Origin of the sequence: Rhodococcus ruber, from assembly GCF_027270735.1 — a bacterium.
GTDB classification, from domain to species: domain Bacteria; phylum Actinomycetota; class Actinomycetes; order Mycobacteriales; family Mycobacteriaceae; genus Rhodococcoides; species Rhodococcoides rubrum_A.
This window is the reverse complement of sequence record NZ_JAPWIJ010000001.1, coordinates 683,115-701,612: the sequence shown is the minus strand read 5'-3', so window position 1 is coordinate 701,612 and position 18,498 is coordinate 683,115. Positions and strand designations below refer to the sequence as shown.

The window sequence follows — 18,498 nt, the reverse complement described above, 5'->3', positions numbered from 1 at the left end:
AGCCTGACGCCGTGCCTGAAACCAAGCAGAGACGCGTTATCATCACCGGAGCGAACACCGGTATCGGCTACTTCACCGCCTTGGAGTTCGCGAAACGTGGCGACCATGTGACGCTCGCCTGCCGTAACCAGGAGAAAGCCGAGTCCGCAGCGGGGAAGATCCGAGCGGAGGCACCGAACGGAACCGTCGATACGGCGACACTGAATCTCGCCGACCTGGCCTCGGTGCGGGAATACGCCGCGTCGGCTCCCGAGTCGATCGACGTACTGATCAACAACGCAGGCGTCATGATGCCGGCCTCGCGGACCGAGACCGAGGACGGATTCGAGCTGCAGCTCGGCACCAATCATCTCGGCCACTTCGCCCTGACCGGCCTGCTGTTTCCCAAACTCGCCGACGCCGCGAAGATCACCACCATCGCATCCGTCGCGCATCGTCAGCGCCCCAAGCTCGACTTCGACAATCTCCAGCTCGAGCGTGGCTACAGCGCTCAGCGTGGGTACGCGAACTCCAAGCTCGCGAACATCTTGTTCGCACTGGAATTGCAGCGTCGGATCGACAAGGCCGGATCGAAGGTGACCAGCAATGCTGCGCACCCCGGTATCTCCTCGACCGAGCTGTACTCGAGCCCGGACGGCTTGGGCAGCAACAAGATCCTGGCGGCACTGGCACCCATCGGATTGAAGTTCATCTCGCAATCTGCCCGTGCCGGAGCACTTCCCACGATCTATGCCGTCGACGTCGCGGGTGGCGGCACCTACAGTGGCCCCACGTCGCTGTTCGAGTCACGCGGAAAGCCGGGCCCGGCGTCCATGACTCGCATGGCACAGGATCCCGTGCTCGCGGCAAAGCTGTGGGACGTCAGCGAAAAGTTGACCGGGGTCGGCTACCCGGTGTGAGTCTCCCGCCGCGCACTCACCGCGCGGGTTCGGGCAGTGGAAGTCCGCGCTCGCTCATGACGGTGCGCGCGCGGTCGGGGTAGTCGGTGATCAGACCGTCGACGCCCAGGTCCATCAGGGCACGCATCGTGTCGGGGTCGTCGACGGTCCACGGGATCACCCGGATTCCGCGGTCGTGTGCTGAATCGACCATCGCCTGAGTCACGAAGAGCTCGAAGTCTGGGTCGCCGACCTTGCCGCTCTGCGGGTTTCCCTGCACCGGCGAGTAAGCGGACGCTCCGAACGAATCGATCGCGGCGATCGCGTCCCCACCGAAATCGTCGATGTCGATTCCGCCGAGCCAGGGTGACGAGCCCTCCTGGCCCACCTGCAAGAAGTCACCGTTGGTCAGCGCAACCACCGGCACCTCGGGCTCGGCGTCTCGGACCAGTTTCAGCGCGCCCCAGTCGAAGCTCTGCACAGTGATCCGGTCCAGCATGCCTGCCTCCCTGATCGTCCCCAGCACTGTGTCGACGAACTGCTCGCGTGGAGCGGTTTCGGTAGGGCTGCCTGCCTCGACCTTGGTTTCGACGTTCAGCTTCACGTCCGGCGCGTCGACCGACTTCACCAGATCCAGCACCTCGGTGAGCGTCGGCATGCGAGCACCGGGCACGCGACGTTGCTCCGGGTAGTCCGCGAGCGGCAACGCACCGCAATCCAGTGTGCGGATCTGCGCGAGAGTCAGTGTGTCGACGAACTTTCCGACGTACGGAAAGTCCGGGTCTCCCGGCGTGGATGCACCGGTGTCGATGCACTTCTTGTCGGAAACCTTGCGGTCGTGCGTGACGATCGCGACGCCGTCCTCGGTGATCTGAGTGTCCAATTCGAGGGTGTTCACCCCGAGTTCCAGCGCATTGGAGAATGATTCGATCGTGCTCTCGGTGACCAAGCCGAGACCGCCCCGGTGCGCCTGCAGGTCGAACGAGCCGAGTGGTGCCGCGCCACCTTCCGGCAATGCCGGGTCTGCGGTCGATTCGGTTCCGCACCCGGCCAGAACCAGAGCCGAAACGCATGCCACAGACATGTATCTACCGAATCGCATGGTCGGCGAGACTACGGGAGGTCGGTGTCCATCGAGTTCCCGCGCAGTGAACGCCCGGCACCCGCGAGGTAGACCGCGATCGGCAACTTCAGCGCTGCAATGTCTTTCGATGCGCGACGCCCGAACACCACATCGGCAACCAAGCCCTCGCAGAGCGAGACCAAGCCGTCTCCGTGGGCGGGTTCGTCGAACAGTTCCCTGGCCAGTTCGAGCGAAAAGAACGCGCGCGCCAGAACGTCGCGAACATCCTGCGCAACAGCAGGATCGAGCATCAGCGCATAACGAGCCCGCAGCTCGGTCATGCGATGAGTGAGCGCACCGTGGAGGTACTGCCCCACCACCGTGGCGACATCGGTGTTGTTGTCGGCGATGTCCACGAACGACGCGTGTGACAGCTCTACCAGCCTGGCGGCCACCGCAGCCAGCAGATCGGACTTGGTTCGGAAGTAGTACGACGTTGACCCGGCCGGGTATTCGAGCGTCGAGTCGATCGCGCGGTGGGTCAGCGCGCGCAGACCATCGCGGGCAACGATGCCGAGCGCGGCGTCGGCGATAGTAGTTCGACGATCCATGATCGTGAGCCTACACACTCCCTCTACAAATGTAGAGCCCGACGGCGTACGGTTCGGTTCATGAGGCCGACTCCACCGCGATACACCTTCGACACCGACTTCATCCTGGACGATGCCCAGGCCGCAGCGGCTGACGCGCTGACCACGCCGGGCAAGAAAGGCATTTACCTGTGGGGGCCGGTAGGACGCGGTAAGACCTGGCTGCTCGATACCTATTTCGACAATGTCGACGTCACGGCCAAGAAGCGCGTCCACTTCCACAGCTTCTTCCGCGACCTGCACGCAGCGTATTTTCGTCACGGGTTCTCGATCGACGCGGCCATCGACGACATTCTGTCCACCGGCTCTGCTCCGGCATCACTGCTGTGTTTCGACGAATTCCACGTCCACGACATCGGCGATGCCCGCCTCATCACGCGCATGCTGGACGCCCTCTTCGCTCGCCGCGTCGTCCTGGTTGTCACGTCGAACTACGCGCCCGACGATCTGCTTCCGAATCCGCTGTTCCACCCGACGTTCGTTCCGACGATCGAGAAGCTGAAGAAAGATCTCGACGTGGTCTGCGTCGACGGTCCCGTCGATTACCGTTCCGCCGGGACGAGTCGGTCGCGATTCGCATCGGGGATGTGGAGTCTGGAGCCGGTCTTGGACGGTCGTACGTTTTCCGAGCTGTGCTGCGCCGCTCGCTCGACGGGCGACTACCTCCAATTGACCGAAACAGCAACGACTCTGACGATCACAGACATTCCGGCTCTTGCCAGTGTGAACGAATTCGCCGCTCAGCGCTTCGCAAATCTCGTGGATGTCCTGTACGACCGGGACGTACGTACGGACTTCCACGCTCTCGTCCCGCTGCATGAATTCGCCGTCGGGCGTGCCGGTCTCGACACCGATCGATTGATCAGTCGACTCAGCGAATTGCGGTCTTCTTCACCGGAGCGCGCGGCGAACAGCGTCGACGCCGCCGGCGCGTAGCAGCTCTTCGCCCCGTGTCAGAAGGACAACCTCGTTGGCGTCGAGCGCGAGCCCGCGGCATGCCAGTCCGGCTCCTTCCCACAGCAGAACCAGTTCGAGAATCAGCTGCGCGAGGGTGGCGTCGGGATTGCGGCGGATGCTCCAGGACCAAGTACTGACTCGGATTCCGGCGTCACGGGCGAGCGATTCACCCAGCCGCGCGCCCGTCATCAACGGGTAAGGGTCGTCGATCACCGGCACGAAGGCGGAGACGAGCAACCGGGCGGCGAGATCTCTGCGATCCTGCCGAAGCAGTGTCTGCACTTCGATCGCCGACGTGTTGTCTTTCTTGGACACACGGGCAGCTTAAGCGCCGTCGGCGTGAAACTCAGCGAACGGCGTTCCACGCTCGGTACGGTCATCGAAGGCGCGCGACTATCGCGTTCGGTGTAGTTGCCGAATCCTCGCGATCGGACTGAAGAACTACTTCAGCACAACAAAACCAGGGATGTGCCGACGACCATGACGAGGTTCGACGAGCAGCGAATCGCGCTCCTCCGATAGAGCGCGAGATACCTACTCCGCCCCGAGTGGTTTGATCATCACAACTTCGTACTCGTGGGGAGCCAAGGGGTAGGGAACTTTCTCACCGGTCGCGCTGAATCCCCTGCGCCGATAGAAAGCCTGGGCGCGTTCGTTGTGCTCGTGCACCTCGAGCGTCAGCTGGTCATGCCCGCGTTCGCCGGCCCACCGCTCGATTTCGAGCAGCAAGGCATCGGCCAAGCCTTCGCCGCGCAGGAGGGGCGTCACGTAGACGCCCAGCAGAAATGTCCTACCGTCTTCGACCCGCGCCCGCATGATTCCTACCCACCGATCCGCGTCGTCCACCGCGGCGAAACCACACGAGAACGCAGAATTGGTTTCGGCGGCTCGCCGCACCCAGTCGTCATCCGATTGTCGCGACGCAGCATCGAGAGTCTCGACGAACGCCTTCGGCGAATCTGCCAACATCTCGAGCCGAAGCGCGCGGAACTGCGGCCAGCATTCGGCCGTGACAGGAACGATGCGAAACGCCATGACGTCGATGCTAGGGAAAGAATCAGGCCGACCCGGACCCACAAATTAAGGGAGACACCCACTACTGACGGCGGTCGGGGGCGACAGCAGCAGCGGGTGTCTCATTGACCATTCGAGGCCCGTCACCGGGTGGATGGGTATCGGATGGGAAATTCTTTCGAAGTTTTTTCAGCCGCCCGGGCATAGCCTGTGACCATGCCTTTCTCAGCAGCGAACCACTACGACTTCAGTGGCGACGACATCACCGGAACCGTCGACGCCCATCGATCCGCCGGGGTCTGGGCGGCGCAGCTCGTACTCAGCGGTGAGACGCTGGAATCCACCGACGTCACCCGCTCCGACCTCGGATTCGAGGTGCGCACCCTCGTGCAGACTCTCTCGGACGGCAACCGGACCCACCTGCTGATCGTTCTGCCCCGCGTCAACATCGATACGGACGACGGCCAAGACGTCACGTTCACCTCCTACGCAGTGCTCTACACCGTGCACGGCGGGTCCTCCGAGCAGCACGGCGCGGCCGAATCGTACGACGTGCGTTCGCTCAGCGGAACCGCGTCGCTCGTTCGGTAGGCGACACGGAATAGCCCGGACCAAGCGCAGGTTGTACGACGCAGTCGATGCAAACGCATGAACTTTGTTCGGGTAGGAGCGCACCATGCAGTTCGGAATTTTCTCCGTCGGAGACGTCACCACCGACCCCACGACAGGTGCGACGCCCACCGAACACGAGCGCATCCGCGCGATGGTCACCATCGCCGAGCATGCCGAAGAAGTAGGCCTCGAGGTTTTCGCTACCGGCGAGCACCACAACCCGCCGTTCGTGCCGTCCTCGCCCACAACGATGCTCGGCTACATCGCGGCCCGGACCGACAAGCTGATTCTGTCCACGTCGACCACGCTGATCACCACCAACGACCCGGTGAAGATCGCCGAGGACTACGCGATGCTCCAGCATCTGTCCGAGGGGCGCGTCGACCTCATCATGGGCCGCGGCAACACCGGTCCGGTCTACCCGTGGTTCGGCCAGGACATCCGTCAGGGGATTCCGCTGGCGCTGGAGAACTACCAACTGCTCCGACGGCTGTGGACCGAGGACGTCGTGAGCTGGAAGGGCAACTTCCGCACCCCGCTCGACGGGTTCACCTCGACGCCGCGCCCACTCGACAACATTGCGCCGTTCGTCTGGCACGGGTCGATCCGCAGCCCGGAGATCGCAGAGATCGCCGCGTATCACGGTGACGGTTTCTTCGCGAACAACATCTTCTGGCCGAAGGAGCACTACATCGCGCTGATCGACCTGTATCGCGAACGGTACGAGCACTACGGTCACGGCCGTGCCGACCAAGCCATCGTCGGCTTGGGTGGTCAGGTGTTCATGCGCAAGAACAGCCAGGACGCGGTGAACGAGTTCCGGCCGTACTTCGACAATGCACCCGTCTACGGCCACGGTCCCACGATGGAGGACTTCACCGAACAGACCCCGCTGACTGTCGGATCTCCGCAGCAAGTGATCGAGAAGACGCTTGCATTCGCGGACTACTTCGGCGACTACCAGCGTCAACTGTTCCTGATGGACCACGCGGGTCTGCCGTTGAAGACCGTGCTCGAACAGCTCGACATCCTGGGCGAGGACGTGGTGCCGGTACTGCGCAGAGAATTCGCTTCCCGACGCCCGGCAGGTGTTCCGGAGAATCCTCCGACTCACGCATCGATGCTGGCGGAGAAAGAGGCAGCTGTTGCCGTCTGACACGGAGTTGTCGATCGGGGCCTGGGAGGCATTGTTTCGCTCCCAGGTCGCCCTGATGCGCCGGTTCACCGCCGACGACATCTGGGATCCGATCGGCATGCGCGAGTACGACGTGTTGTTCACCCTGAGTACCAGTCCGAACCACAGACTCCGATTGCACGAACTCAACGACGAGATCCTGCTCAGCCAACCGTCGCTCTCTCGGATGTGCGATCGCCTTGCGGCATTGGGTTACGTTGCCCGAGAGCCTGATCCGTCGGACAAGCGCGGGACGATCGTCTGCCTGACCGATACGGGAGCCGATGTGCAGAGGATGATCGGACGCAAACACGCCGCCCGCATCAGGCGCTACGTCGGCGACGCTCTGAATGCCGACGAGCTGAAGACACTCGAAAGTCTGTGCACCAAGCTCAGGCTCGCCCAGACCGACATCCGGGAGCACACATGATCCAGGTCCTCACCCCTCGTGAAGTTCCACTCGGTGGCCCCCGCGCCATGAAAGTTCGACGCACCCTGCCCCACAAAGACCGATCCCTCATCGGCGCATGGTGTTTCGCAGATCATTACGGCCCGGAACGCTCGCGCATGGATGTCGCACCGCACCCGCACACCGGATTGCAGACGGTCAGTTGGCTGTTCTCGGGCGAGATCGAGCACCGCGACAGTGTGGGTTCGCACGCCATGGTGCGACCGGGCGAGCTGAACTTGATGACGGCCGGGCATGGCATCAGTCACTCCGAGGTCTCCACCCCACAGACCGACATCCTGCACGGCATGCAGTTGTGGGTCGCGCTTCCGGCCGTATCCCGTTTCGTTGCACCGACATTCGAGCACTATGTGCCAGCGCCGGTGTCTGCGCCGGGACTCACCGCCCGGGTGTTCCTCGGCACCGTGCTCGGCGAGACCTCGCCGGTGTCGACGTACACCCCACTGCTCGGGGCGGAGATGGTGCTCGACGCCGGCGCGCGGGTCACTCTCGAGGTCGACCCGACGTTCGAGCACGGGATCATCGTCGACCGAGGATCGGTGACCCTGGCCGACGCCGAGCTGGGCGCTGCCGAATTGGGTTATGCCGAACCCGGTGAACACGAGCTGCACCTGCACAATTCGACGCAGGATCCGGTTCGGTTTCTACTCTTGGGCGGTCCGCCGTTCGGCGAGCAGATCGTGATGTGGTGGAACTTCGTCGGCCGCAGTCACGAAGACGTCGTCGAATATCGAGCAGCCTACGAATCCGAGAACGGCCAGTTCGGCACCGTCGAGGGATATCCCGGGCCGCGGCTCCATGCGCCCGAACTTCCGAACGCCCGTATGAAACCTCGCGGCTGACTGCCCAGCACACCCGTCAGAACAGCGTCGCGATCTCCGGCTCCGACGACCGCGGAGCTGCGCTCGTGCGGCGCTGGCTCTCAGCGGGCTTGTTTCTGGCGGGCGTGGTCTTGGTGGGCGTGGTCTTGGTGGGCGTGGTCTTGGTGGGCGTGGTCTCGGCAGGCTCGGCCTCGACGGGCTCGGTCACGGCCGGCTTGGATCCGGCGTTCGCTCCCGCTGCCGCGATGGCCCTGGCAGCTTCGCCTGCCAAGGCGTCGGCTGCTTCGTTGAAGTGATTGCCGACGTGTCCACGGACCCACCGGAACCGGACGGGCCCTTCACGGTCGGTGATGGCCCGCTCGATGTTCTGCACGAGCTCGAGATTGCGTACCGGAGTGCCGCTCGCCGTCTTCCAGCCCTTGCGCTTCCAGCCGGCGAGCCACTCGGACGCACACTTGATTGCGTATTGAGAATCGGACTCGATCAACAGCGGCTCGGGGCCGGGGTGGGCCAGAACTGCCTCGAGCAGGGCACGGAGCTCGGCTACCTGATTGGTGCCCGAGGGCTCACCGCCGGAGTTGCTCGGCCCCGTGTGATTGACCCACGCCCACCCGATTGCTCCGCCGGGGTTACGCAGACACGAGCCGTCCGTACTCACGATGATCACGGTCTCAGACCCTACGTCGGGCCACCGACAAACTCCGGGTGACTCGCTCGAGAACATCGAGGTACTTGCAGATCGACTGCCCGGTGCGGCGGACGGGTCTCGGTGCACCCGGTCACGACGTGCTGGTACCCGCGGCCCTTCGGCCGTCCACGCTGAGCAGTACGAACGCCACCGCTGCGAGCGCGGCGATCAACGCCGAGAACACCACCCCCGCAGTCACCAGTCCCCACTCCGTCGCCGCAGCCCCTGCGCCGATCACCGGGACCGAAATCGCAACGTAGAGCACCACGAAGAAGGTGGAGGTCACTTCGGCGCGACGGTGCGGCGGAAGCTGCGCACCGATCGCGGCCATCCCGTTGCTGAACGTCACGCCCTGCCCGATTCCGCAGAGCAGCGCCGCGCACACCAACACGATCAGAGACGTCAGAAGCAACGACGCGGCAAGCAGCACCAGACCCAATACCAACACCAGGCAGCCCCAGCGCTGAGCCGATGCCGGATCGGCTGCGCGCAGCGTGATCTGGGCTGTCGCGGACGCGGCGAAGACGGCGAACACAACGACACCTGTGATGGCGTGATTGTCGATCCCCAGCACACCGGCGATGAATCCAGGTGAGACGGCGGTGAACAACCCCAGCACCGCGAACCCGGCGAACCCACCGACCGCAGCGCGCAAGAACGTGCCGCGCACCTCCACCGGAACCGACAGTCGCTGCACGTGCGGACGCGCACCAGCGGCGACCCGGACGGTCTCGGGCGCGAAGTACACCGCGGCTCCAGCCACGAGAAGCAACACGATGTCGACGAAGAACGTCAGCCGCAAGGGCTGCGGCAGGTATTCCACCAACAGACCTGCCACCAGCGGTCCGAGACCCAGACCTCCGATATTGGCGGCAGTGGCGATCGCCGGAGCCCGATCACGCCATGTATCGGGAACCAGTTCGAGCAGGGTCACCGTGGCGGTACCCACGAAGATCCCGGCCGAGATACCGGACAACACGCGCCCGATCACCAGGGCCGTCAGTGAGTCCGCAGTCACGAACACCACAGCACTGACGAGGCCGAAAGCGATGGCCGCCAGCAACATCGGACGCCTACCGAGTGAATCGGACCAGCGACCGAAGGCCAACAGTGCCCCGAGCACGCCCACGGCATACGCGGCGAACACCAACGTGACGACGAATACGGAGAACCCGAATTCGACCTCGTACAACGCGTAGAGCGGCGTCGGCATCGTCGTACCCATCATCGCGACGACGAACGCGAATGCGACCCCGACGAACGATGCTGCACTCGATCGAGTCACGGCGGTCCTCCTTGTGCGGGTGCACGATATTTCCCGGCGACTCCGCCGAAGGTGTTGACTGGGCCCTGCCAGAGATACACCGTCGACGCTCGCCCTGACAGTCCGGGAGGTGACCCACCGCAATGTCCGACGCCACCGAGTCGAGCGGAACGGTACGCGTCGTCACGTCCGAGACGCGGCTCGACGCGCGAATGTCTCTGTCGCCGTTGCGTCGGGGCCGCGGCGATCCCACCTACGAGTCGACGCCGGACGGCGGAATCTGGCGCACATCGCGGATGAACTCGGGTCCGGTGACCTACCGTCTGACCCAAGCTTCGCCGACCAGTGTCCAGGCGCGAGCATGGGGCCCCGGCGCACCCGAACTGCTGGACACGGTGCCCGCGCTACTGGGTTGCGAGGACGACGCCAGCACATTCGCACCGGAGCACCCGATTCTGAGAGAGGCCCACCGGCAGCTGCCACACCTGCGTCTCGGCCGTACCGGGCTGGTGCTCGAGGCGTTGATACCGGCGATCATCGAACAACGCGTACACGGCATTTCGGCGTTCGGCTCGTGGCGTTATCTGGTGAGCAAGTTCGGCGAGAGCGCACCGGGACCGACTCCCAAGCCGATGTTCGTCTTCCCCACGCCCGACGTGTGGCGTCGTATCCCCTCGTGGGAGTACCACCGCGCCAACGTCGACCCGGCCCGGTCGAAGACCATCGTCCGCGCCGCGCAAGCGGCCGGACGCCTGGAGGAGGCGTCGACGATGACACCGGAGGAGGCGCAGCGCAGACTGCGGGCGATCCCGGGCGTCGGCATCTGGACCGCGGCCGAGACCGCGCAGCGCGCTTTGGGGGATCCCGACGCGTTGTCGGTCGGCGATTATCACCTGGCTGCCGTGGTGGGCTGGTCGCTGTTGGGCAGGCCCATCGACGACGCCGAAATGGTCGAGTACCTGCGGCCCCTGGCTCCGCATCGGCATCGCGCGATTCGCTTGCTGTACCTGAGCGGGAAGGCCACCAAGCCGAAGTTCGGTCCGCGAACCGCTCTGGTGGATCACACGTGGCACTGAGCCCTCCGCTGCTCGTACAGTCGAGTTGTTCGCCAACGTAAGGAGTACTTCGTGGTTGCCATCGGCACGTCCGATCTCGACATCTTTCCGCTCGCCCTCGGCGGCAACACCTTCGGCTGGACCAGCGACGAGGCTGCGTCCTTCGAGATTCTCGACGCGTTCACCGCCGGCGGAGGCAACTTCGTCGACACCGCCGACTCGTACTCGGCCTTTGCCGACGGCAACTCCGGCGGCGAGTCGGAGACGATCATCGGCAAGTGGACCAACGCTCGTGGCAACCGCGACGACGTGGTCATCGCCACCAAGGTCAGCCAGCACCCCGACTTTCGCGGGCTGGCCCCGGACAACATCCGAGCGGCCGCCGACGCATCACTGACCCGCTTGCAGACCGACCACATCGACGTCTACTACGCGCACTACGACGACGACAAGACCCCACTGGTCGAGTCCCTCGCCGCGTTCGACGAGTTGGTAACCGCAGGCAAGGTTCGCTACGTCGCCATCTCGAACTACACCCCGGCGCGGGTGCGCGAGTGGCTCGAACTTGCCGAGGAGAACGGGTTCGCCGCTCCGATCGCGCTGCAGCCGCACTACAACCTGGTCGCCCGCCGCGACTACGAGGGCGAGATGCAGAAGCTGGCCGTCGAGCACGACCTCGGCGTGTTTCCCTACTTCTCCCTCGCCGCCGGATTCCTGACGGGCAAGTACCGCACCCGCGAGGACTTGGCCGGCGAACAGCGCGAGCGGTTGACCACGGGGTACTTCTCCGATGCCGGGCTCGAGGTGGTGCAGGGTCTGCGTGAGATAGCCGAATCGCGATCCGCGGAGATTTCGAGCGTTGCTCTGGCCTGGCTGCTGGCCCGTCCGGGCGTCACCGCGCCCATTGCCAGTGCGAGCAAAATTTCTCAGCTGCCCGCCCTCCTCGACGCGCCGGCCTTGACTCTGACCAGTCAGGAAGTCGAGAAACTGACGGTTCTGTCCGACGCCGTGGCATAGAACACGAAAGTTGTAGTCAGCAACCGGGAACAGAACGACTTGCCCGGTTGCTGACTTTCGGGTGGCCCCAGCATCGAACACGTCGTCAACGAAAACAGCCGTAGCCGGCACGCCGGTGACCGACACCTCGGCTCCGGTGACCGAGCCGACGTCACGGGAGCGCCTACGGGTGATCCTCGTACTCGGTGCCCTCATCGCCCTCGGCCCGCTGACCATCGACATGTACCTACCGGCTCTACCTGCCATCGCCGACGACCTGAACACCCCGTCGTCCGCGGTGCAGCTCACCCTCGCCGGCACGTTGGTCGGGCTCGCCCTCGGCCAGCTGGTGATCGGTCCGTTGTCGGACATCGTCGGGCGACGACTTCCACTGATCGTCGGTACCGGAGTGCACATCCTCGCTTCCGTGGCCTGCATCGTGGCCCCGAACATCGCGGTGCTCGGTGGCTTACGCGTCGTGCAGGGTCTCGGAGCTGCGGCCGCTGCTGTGCTGGCGATGGCCATCGTGCGTGATCTGTTCACCGGCCGCGCTGCCGCCACCGTGCTGTCGCGCCTGATGCTCGTGATGGGCGTCGCCCCCGTGCTGGCTCCGTCCCTCGGCGGTGCCGTGCTGCTGGTCGGATCATGGCGCCTCGTATTCGCGGCGCTGGCAATTCTGGGTGTCGGCCTGATGACGTTGGCGATCGTGTCGCTGCGCGAGTCGTTGCCACCCGAGCGTCGTCGAGCCAGTGGTGTCATGCCGGTGTTGCGCACCTACCGCTCGCTGCTGCGGGACGCCCAGTTCGTCGTACTCGTCCTGGTCGCCGCACTGGCGATGTCGTCGCTGTTCGCCTACGTAGCCGGGTCGTCGTTCGTGCTGCAGGAGGAGTTCGGCCTGGACGAGCAACAGTTCGCGATCGTCTTCGCGGCCGGCGCGATTTCCCTGATCGGTGCATCTCAGCTCAACGTCCTGCTGCTCGGACGCTTCGCTCCCGTGCAGATCGTGCTGTCGGCACTGTCGTTCGGCGTCGTCGCCGGTGGAGTCATGGTGGCGTTGGCAGTCACCGAGACCGGCGGTATGGCGGGATTCGTCGTCCCACTGTGGTTCGTGCTCGGAGCCGTCGGATTCGTGATGCCCAACGCGCCTGCACTCGCGCTGTCCCGGCACGGTGAGGCCGCAGGTGGTGCTGCTGCACTTCTCGGAGCGGCACAGTTCGGTCTCGGTGCCATCGTCGCCCCTGTCGTCGGCGCACTCGGAAACGATGCAGTGGCCGTGTCCACGACGATGGTCGTGACGTCCGCTGCAGCACTGATCGCTCTGGGTGTCATCACCGCGCGGTCGTCTGCGCGGCAACCGGCCAAGGGAGCGGCACCCACCCACTAGGGTGACCGCCATGACCGAACGCGAGCGCGATGCGCGCGGTAAACCCCTCAATGCCAGGCCTCGCGACGGTCTCGGGCGACCCCTCGCCCGCGGTGGAAGCGGAACCCCACGAGTGCCCGACGACGTGCGGCTGCCGCCCGACGCAGCTCTCGTCGAGTCGCAGAAGTTTCTCGATGCGAACATGCCGTTCCACGCACACGAAGTACTCGAGGGCACGTGGAAGAGCTGTCCGACCGACGAGCGTCCGTTGTGGCAGGGTCTCGCCCAACTCGCCGTCGGACTGACTCACCTCTTGCGCGGTAATCGCATCGGTGCCGCGTCGCTGCTTCGGCAGGGACACGATCGCTTGGTCGGCTTCGAAGCCGACCCTCCGCACAGTGTCGACGTCAGCGGCTTACTGGCCTGGTCCGAAGGGCTGCTCGACGACCTGGAGACCGGAACCCTGCCGGTCTCCCCCGGAATTCCGGTGCTGCGTGCCACCGATCCACGCCGGGGCGTCCTGGCACCCGATTCCGGCTCGAGCTAGCCTGAGAGAATTAGGTAAGGCTAGGACAATTTGCATCGGAAGTGGGGTTCTTCGGCGTGACCGTGTTCGCACCGCTGAGAGTCGCACGACAGGGACTCTCAGGCGGGGAGACCATCAGCCCAGCTCAGCTCGGACGCACCCTGTGCACCGAGGTCGCCGAACAGGTTCCGTACTGGGTCGCCGTGTTGACTCCCGCCGAGCGGCCTCTTCTCGGAGCCCGATCGGCATCGGGCCGCTCCGAGCAGGAATCGGTGACGCTCGAACTGCCCGATTGCCCACACCGACCACATGCCTTGTTGCTCGCGGCGCTCGGGTCGGCGGTGTCCACATGGCAGCGGAACAATCGCCGTGGCTCGTCGGCCGGCGTCCTGGTGGATCTGGACCTCGAAGCGTCGAGGGCCGTGCACCCGGTTCGCCTCCCCGCCGTCCACACCGACGCGCTCGCCGTGCCCGCTCAGTGCAAGAACCTCGTCGACGATGTCTCGAGGAAACTGGACGCGGTGCCGAACGGCGGACGCGACTACGCGCTCACCCGCAACTATCCCGCGCTCGCCTCACGTGCCGGGGCGCAGATCATCGTGCGTGACGACGCATCGGCGGAGCCGAACGGCGAGTACGCGATCGATGTCAGGATCACCGCCGGCGATTCTGGTACCACAGCGGCACAGGTCAGCTGGGCCGGCGAACTGCAGGGAGTCGACGAGCTGATCCGATTGTGGTCGGTAGCCGTCCACCACCTGACCACGATGGCAGCCGCCGCTACAGGCTCTTCAGCAGCCTGACGTCGTCCTCGATGCCCTCGGGCGGCGTCTCGAGAATCACCGGTGCGTCGGCGGCCAAGGCGACGGCAGTCAGGATCTCGGCGTCGATGGTTCCGGTGCCGAGGTTGGCGTGTCGGTCCCTGGCCGAGTCGAACTCGTCGCGCGAGTTGTTCAGGTGCACCAGATCGATTCGTCCGGTGATGGCCTCGATGCGGTCGACGACATCGACGAGGTCCTCGCCGCCGGCCCAGGCATGGCAGGTGTCCAGGCAGAAGCCGGCACCGAACTCGCCGATGGCATCCCACAGGCGGGCGATGTCGTCGAAGTGGCGCGCCATCGCCGAGTCCCCACCCGCGGTGTTCTCGACGAAGATCGGCACCGCGAAGCCGCCCTGCTCAGCTTGACGCTCGAAGAGCTTGCGCCAGTTGTCGATTCCCTTGGCGGTGTCCTCGCCCTCGCGGACGTGGCCGCCGTGGACGACCAGACCGATGGCCCCGATCTCGGCCGCCGCAGCTGCTTGCTCGACGACGGCCTTCCTGGACGGGATGCGGATCCGATTGTTCAAGCTCGCGACGTTGAGCACGTACGACGAGTGCACCACCACATCGACCGAGCCGGCCAGCAGAGCCTCGCCCTGCGGGTGTGGTTCGAGCTTGTTCCACTTCTGCGGATCGGTGAGAAACATCTGGACGAGATCGACGCCGAGAGCCTCTGCTGTACCGAGAGGGTCGGTGCTGTCGCGGACGTGTGCTCCGATGCGCATGACGTCCATCATAGGGGCCGTGTTCAGGGTCTCCCCTGATAGCAACCGGCGCAGAACACTGAAACACTGGAGCGTATGAGCGACATTGCCGCACGCGCGGTCGACGTATCGAAGGTCTACGGTTCCGGGGACACCCAGGTGCACGCACTGTCCGGGGTGAGCGTCGAGTTCGCTCGCGGAGAATTCACCGCCATCATGGGCCCGTCGGGTTCGGGCAAGTCCACTCTGATGCATTGCCTGGCCGGGTTGGACACCGCATCGTCGGGTACGGTAACCATCGGAGACACCGAGCTGACGGCGCTCTCCGACAAGGAGATGACCGGATTGCGCAGGGACCGAATCGGATTCGTGTTCCAGGCATTCAATCTGGTACCGACGCTGACCGCGCTGGAGAACATCACCCTGCCACTCGACATCGCGGGCCGCGCCCCGGATCAGGGGTGGCTCGACACCGTCGTCGACCGACTCGGCCTCCGCGATCGCCTCGATCACCGCCCCAGCGAGCTCTCGGGCGGGCAGCAACAGCGAGTGGCGTGCGCCCGCGCGCTGGCCGGTCGACCCGACATCGTGTTCGGCGACGAGCCCACCGGCAACCTGGACTCTCGCTCGTCCGGCGAGGTCCTGTCGATTCTGCGCACTGCCGCAGACGAATTCGACCAGACAGTCGTCATCGTCACCCACGATCCACGCGCGGCCAGCTATGCGGACCGCGTCGTGTTTCTCGCCGACGGTGCCGTGATCGATCAGCTGAACTCGCCCACGGCCGACGCCGTACTCGAGCGGATGAAGAAACTGGAGACGGTCCGATAATGGCGCATTCTGTCTCCAACAAGCCTCCTCGACACAAGCCGGCGGGCAATCCGATGCGCAAGGTTTCACTGAGAAACCTTGCAGCACACAAGGTTCGGTTGGCACTGACGGTTCTGTCCGTTGTGCTCGGCACCGCGTTCGTCGCGGGTTCGTTCGTCTTCACCGACACCCTTCAACGCACGTTCTCCTCGTTGTTCGCCGATACCGCGCAGGGTGCAGACGTTCGAGTGAGCCCGGAGGACGCCCGCTCGAGCGGGGTTCCCAACGAGGACATCGCCGCGATCTCGGCCCTGCCGAACGTACGCGCCGTGTCGCCGTACGTCGGCGGACAACTCGTGCTGCTCGGCTCCGACGGTGCCGCCGTGCAATCGGGCGGGGCACCGACCATCGGCGAGTCCTACCTACCGGAAGACCAACGACTGGGCGATCCGACGACCTTCGTCGACGGCTCGGCTCCCACCGCCCCCGGGCAGGTCGCGATCAATGCCGGTGGTGCCGAACGCGCCGGGTTGAAGGTGGGCGACGCCACCCAGGTGCTCGTGCCGTCCAAGGGCATCACCGACATCACGATTTCCGGGATCTACTCCACCGCAACCGAATCCGGTGGTTTCATCGGGCTCCAGTTCGTTCAGAGCCAGGCGAACGAATTGTTCACCGACGGTGCCCATGTGCAGTACATCGACGTCGCAGGCAACGATCTCACCGCGCAGGGGCTCACGCAGAGCGATCTGCGGGACGAAATTTCCGCGGCGCTCCCCGGCCTGAAGGTACAGACCGCCGCGGACGTACAGGAAGAGACCCAGGCCGAGGTGGAGTCGGCCCTGTCGTTCATCAATTACTTCCTGCTCGCCTTCGGCGGAATCGCACTGCTCGTCGGCACCTTCATCATCTACAACACGTTCTCGATGATCGTTGCCCAGCGAGTCCGTGAGCTGGCGCTGCTGCGGGCCATCGGGGCCAGCCGCGGCCAGGTCAGCCGCTCGGTGGTACTCGAAGCACTCGTCGTCGGCGTCATCGGCAGCATCCTCGGCTTCGCGGGGGGAGTCGGGCTAGCCTACGGCCTGCGCGCACTGCTCAACGCCTTCGATCTGGGGCTGCCGTCGGGGCCACTGGCACTCGAACCCCGCACCGTCGCCGTCGCCTTCGCGGTCGGCATCATCGTCACCGTCCTGAGCGCGTATGCACCGGCGCGTCGAGCAGCCAAGATTCCGCCGGTCGCCGCGATGCGCGAGGAGTTCGCCTCCGCAGGCGACACCCTGCGCACTCGGACGTTCCTGGGTGTCGGGCTGGGAGTCGCCGGTGCGGCTGCGCTGGTCATCGGCGCACAGTCGACCGGCGGAGCCGCGGCCGCGACGGTCGGGGCAGGTGCAGTCGCACTCATCGTCGCCACCGCACTGGCCGCGCCGTCCCTGTCGCGGCCCATCGTCGGTGCACTCGGCGCCGTCATCACCCGTCCGTTCGGGGCGATCGGACGGCTGGCCAGGACCAACTCCGTGCGCAACCCGCGTCGCACCGCGGCCACCGCCTTCGCCCTGATGCTCGGTCTCATGCTCGTCACCGTGATCGGCGTGCTCGGATCCACCGCGAAAGCCAGCGTCGACTCGCTCGTCGACACCGGCGTCGAGGCCGACTACATCCTCTCCGGCCCCCAGTCGATCGGCGTTCCGACCGGCGCCACCACAGCCGCGCAACAGGTGGACGGCGTGGACCGAACTGCTGTGCTGCACCCCGTGTTCGTCACGATCGCCGGCCAGGAGGAGTACGGAGCCGCCATCGACGGTTCGCCCGAAGGCCTGCTAGATCTGTCGATGGTCCAGGGCACCGCGGACCTGAACAGCAACGGCTTCTCGGTGTCGGAAACCGAGGCCGCCGACCGCGGATGGACCGTGGGCACCCAGGTCACCTTCGACACCGTCGACGGGGCCTCGGTCCCGGTCACCGTCACCGGGGTGTTCACCGACAATCCGCTGATCGGAAACTGGATCGTCTCGGGCGACATCTACAAGGAAGTGACGCCGTCCATCACGCGGTCGGATCTTCTGGTGCTCGTCAAGGCCGTGCCGGGAACCGATCTCGGTACGCTGCGCACCGACCTCGAGGCCGCCACCAAGCCGTTCGTCGTCGTCCAGGTGCAGGACGTCGAGGAGTTCAAGGGCAGCCAGGGGCAGCAGATCGATACTTTGCTCGCGGTGCTGTACGGGTTGTTGGCGCTGGCCGTCGTCATCGCCGTGCTCGGCATCGTCAACACCCTGGCACTCTCCGTCGTGGAACGGCGTCGCGAGATCGGCATGCTGCGGGCCATAGGAATGCAGCGTCCGCAGGTCCGACGCATCATCTACCTCGAGTCGCTGCTCATCGCGCTGTTCGGCGCGATCGTGGGAGTTGTTCTCGGCATCGCGTTCGGATGGGGATTCGTGCAAACCCTGCGTGACGAGGGCCTCGGCACCATGACGGTGCCGTGGGGTCAGGTGGTGTCGATGCTGGTGGGATCTGCCGTGGTCGGAGTCTTGGCCGCGCTGTGGCCTGCCGTGCGGGCCGCACGCACGAAGCCCCTGGAGGCCATCGCGGACATCTAGTCCCGCGCTCGACCAGACCGGACATCTCGCAACGACA

Annotated in this window: 20 protein-coding genes; 13 read left to right on the top strand and 7 right to left on the bottom strand. The window is 65.2% G+C overall.

Annotation, left to right across the window (positions count from 1 at the left end; genetic code table 11):
• Positions 1-11 precede the first annotated feature (11 nt).
• Complete coding sequence (locus tag O4220_RS03430) at positions 12-899, top strand: oxidoreductase (protein ID WP_269602160.1); 888 nt, start codon at positions 12-14, stop codon at positions 897-899.
• 16 nt (positions 900-915) lie between these two features.
• Here the strand turns inward: O4220_RS03430 and O4220_RS03425 are convergent, their stop codons facing one another.
• A complete protein-coding gene (locus O4220_RS03425) occupies positions 916-1,980 on the bottom strand; it encodes a glycerophosphodiester phosphodiesterase family protein (RefSeq protein WP_269602159.1) in 1,065 nt (354 codons plus the stop codon).
• Between the two features lie 11 nt (positions 1,981-1,991).
• A complete protein-coding gene (locus O4220_RS03420) occupies positions 1,992-2,552 on the bottom strand; it encodes a TetR/AcrR family transcriptional regulator (RefSeq protein ID WP_269602158.1) in 561 nt (186 codons plus the stop codon).
• A 60-nt stretch (positions 2,553-2,612) separates the two neighbouring features.
• Here O4220_RS03420 and zapE point away from each other — a divergent pair, with 60 nt between their 5' ends.
• The gene (gene zapE / locus O4220_RS03415; protein ID WP_269602157.1) at positions 2,613-3,527 is read left to right on the top strand and encodes a cell division protein ZapE; all 915 of its coding nucleotides are present in this window, start codon (positions 2,613-2,615) and stop codon (positions 3,525-3,527) included.
• Here zapE and O4220_RS03410 read toward each other — a convergent pair.
• Positions 3,483-3,863 (bottom strand): hypothetical protein, encoded by a 381-nt coding sequence (locus O4220_RS03410; protein ID WP_269602156.1) that lies wholly within the window; start codon positions 3,861-3,863, stop codon positions 3,483-3,485. The genes zapE and O4220_RS03410 overlap by 45 nt on opposite strands.
• Positions 3,864-4,082: 219 nt before the next feature.
• Positions 4,083-4,583 carry a GNAT family N-acetyltransferase gene (locus O4220_RS03405; RefSeq protein ID WP_269602155.1) on the bottom strand — a complete coding sequence of 167 codons (501 nt, stop codon included), beginning with the start codon at positions 4,581-4,583 and terminating at the stop codon, positions 4,083-4,085.
• Positions 4,584-4,778: 195 nt separating this feature from the next.
• Between O4220_RS03405 and O4220_RS03400 the strand changes: the two genes are divergently transcribed.
• The 4 genes from O4220_RS03400 (at position 4,779) to O4220_RS03385 (ending at position 7,659) form a co-directional block, all read left to right on the top strand.
• Positions 4,779-5,153 (top strand): hypothetical protein, encoded by a 375-nt coding sequence (locus O4220_RS03400; protein WP_269602154.1) that lies wholly within the window; start codon positions 4,779-4,781, stop codon positions 5,151-5,153.
• Positions 5,154-5,238: 85 nt separating this feature from the next.
• A complete protein-coding gene (locus O4220_RS03395; RefSeq protein WP_269602152.1) occupies positions 5,239-6,330 on the top strand; it encodes an LLM class flavin-dependent oxidoreductase in 1,092 nt (363 codons plus the stop codon).
• Positions 6,320-6,778, top strand: a complete 459-nt coding sequence (locus O4220_RS03390) for a MarR family winged helix-turn-helix transcriptional regulator (protein ID WP_269602151.1) — start codon at positions 6,320-6,322, stop codon at positions 6,776-6,778. The genes O4220_RS03395 and O4220_RS03390 overlap by 11 nt, the downstream gene beginning before the upstream one ends.
• Positions 6,775-7,659 carry a pirin family protein gene (locus O4220_RS03385; protein ID WP_269602150.1) on the top strand — a complete coding sequence of 295 codons (885 nt, stop codon included), beginning with the start codon at positions 6,775-6,777 and terminating at the stop codon, positions 7,657-7,659. The genes O4220_RS03390 and O4220_RS03385 overlap by 4 nt, the downstream gene beginning before the upstream one ends.
• A 16-nt stretch (positions 7,660-7,675) precedes the next feature.
• Here O4220_RS03385 and O4220_RS03380 read toward each other — a convergent pair whose 3' ends face one another.
• Together O4220_RS03380 and O4220_RS03375 are read right to left on the bottom strand one after the other, a co-directional pair.
• The gene (locus O4220_RS03380; RefSeq protein ID WP_269602149.1) at positions 7,676-8,305 is read right to left on the bottom strand and encodes a ribonuclease H family protein; all 630 of its coding nucleotides are present in this window, start codon (positions 8,303-8,305) and stop codon (positions 7,676-7,678) included.
• 112 nt (positions 8,306-8,417) lie between these two features.
• Positions 8,418-9,611: an MFS transporter gene (locus tag O4220_RS03375; RefSeq protein ID WP_269602148.1), complete on the bottom strand. Its 1,194-nt coding sequence runs from the start codon at positions 9,609-9,611 to the stop codon at positions 8,418-8,420.
• A gap of 122 nt (positions 9,612-9,733) precedes the next feature.
• Here O4220_RS03375 and O4220_RS03370 point away from each other — a divergent pair, with 122 nt between their 5' ends.
• The 5 genes from O4220_RS03370 (at position 9,734) to O4220_RS03350 (ending at position 14,333) form a co-directional block, all read left to right on the top strand.
• Positions 9,734-10,666 (top strand): DNA-3-methyladenine glycosylase family protein, encoded by a 933-nt coding sequence (locus O4220_RS03370; protein ID WP_269602147.1) that lies wholly within the window; start codon positions 9,734-9,736, stop codon positions 10,664-10,666.
• A gap of 51 nt (positions 10,667-10,717) precedes the next feature.
• Positions 10,718-11,662: an aldo/keto reductase gene (locus tag O4220_RS03365; protein ID WP_269602146.1), complete on the top strand. Its 945-nt coding sequence runs from the start codon at positions 10,718-10,720 to the stop codon at positions 11,660-11,662.
• 115 nt (positions 11,663-11,777) lie between these two features.
• Complete coding sequence (locus O4220_RS03360) at positions 11,778-13,025, top strand: multidrug effflux MFS transporter (protein ID WP_269602144.1); 1,248 nt, start codon at positions 11,778-11,780, stop codon at positions 13,023-13,025.
• 10 nt (positions 13,026-13,035) lie between these two features.
• Entirely contained in the window at positions 13,036-13,551 is a 516-nt protein-coding gene (locus O4220_RS03355) for a DUF309 domain-containing protein (RefSeq protein ID WP_269602142.1), read from the top strand.
• Positions 13,552-13,607: 56 nt separating this feature from the next.
• Positions 13,608-14,333: a hypothetical protein gene (locus O4220_RS03350; protein ID WP_269602141.1), complete on the top strand. Its 726-nt coding sequence runs from the start codon at positions 13,608-13,610 to the stop codon at positions 14,331-14,333.
• Here O4220_RS03350 and O4220_RS03345 read toward each other — a convergent pair.
• Positions 14,311-15,075 (bottom strand): deoxyribonuclease IV, encoded by a 765-nt coding sequence (locus tag O4220_RS03345; RefSeq protein ID WP_269602140.1) that lies wholly within the window; start codon positions 15,073-15,075, stop codon positions 14,311-14,313. The two genes, O4220_RS03350 and O4220_RS03345, sit on opposite strands and share 23 nt — an antisense overlap.
• Before the next feature lie 75 nt (positions 15,076-15,150).
• Between O4220_RS03345 and O4220_RS03340 the strand changes: the two genes are divergently transcribed.
• Together O4220_RS03340 and O4220_RS03335 are read left to right on the top strand one after the other, a co-directional pair.
• Positions 15,151-15,885, top strand: coding sequence for an ABC transporter ATP-binding protein (locus O4220_RS03340; protein WP_032378575.1), 735 nt, complete (start codon positions 15,151-15,153; stop codon positions 15,883-15,885).
• Between the two features lie 53 nt (positions 15,886-15,938).
• Positions 15,939-18,461 carry an ABC transporter permease gene (locus tag O4220_RS03335; protein ID WP_269602254.1) on the top strand — a complete coding sequence of 841 codons (2,523 nt, stop codon included), beginning with the start codon at positions 15,939-15,941 and terminating at the stop codon, positions 18,459-18,461.
• Positions 18,462-18,498: the final 37 nt, after the last annotated feature.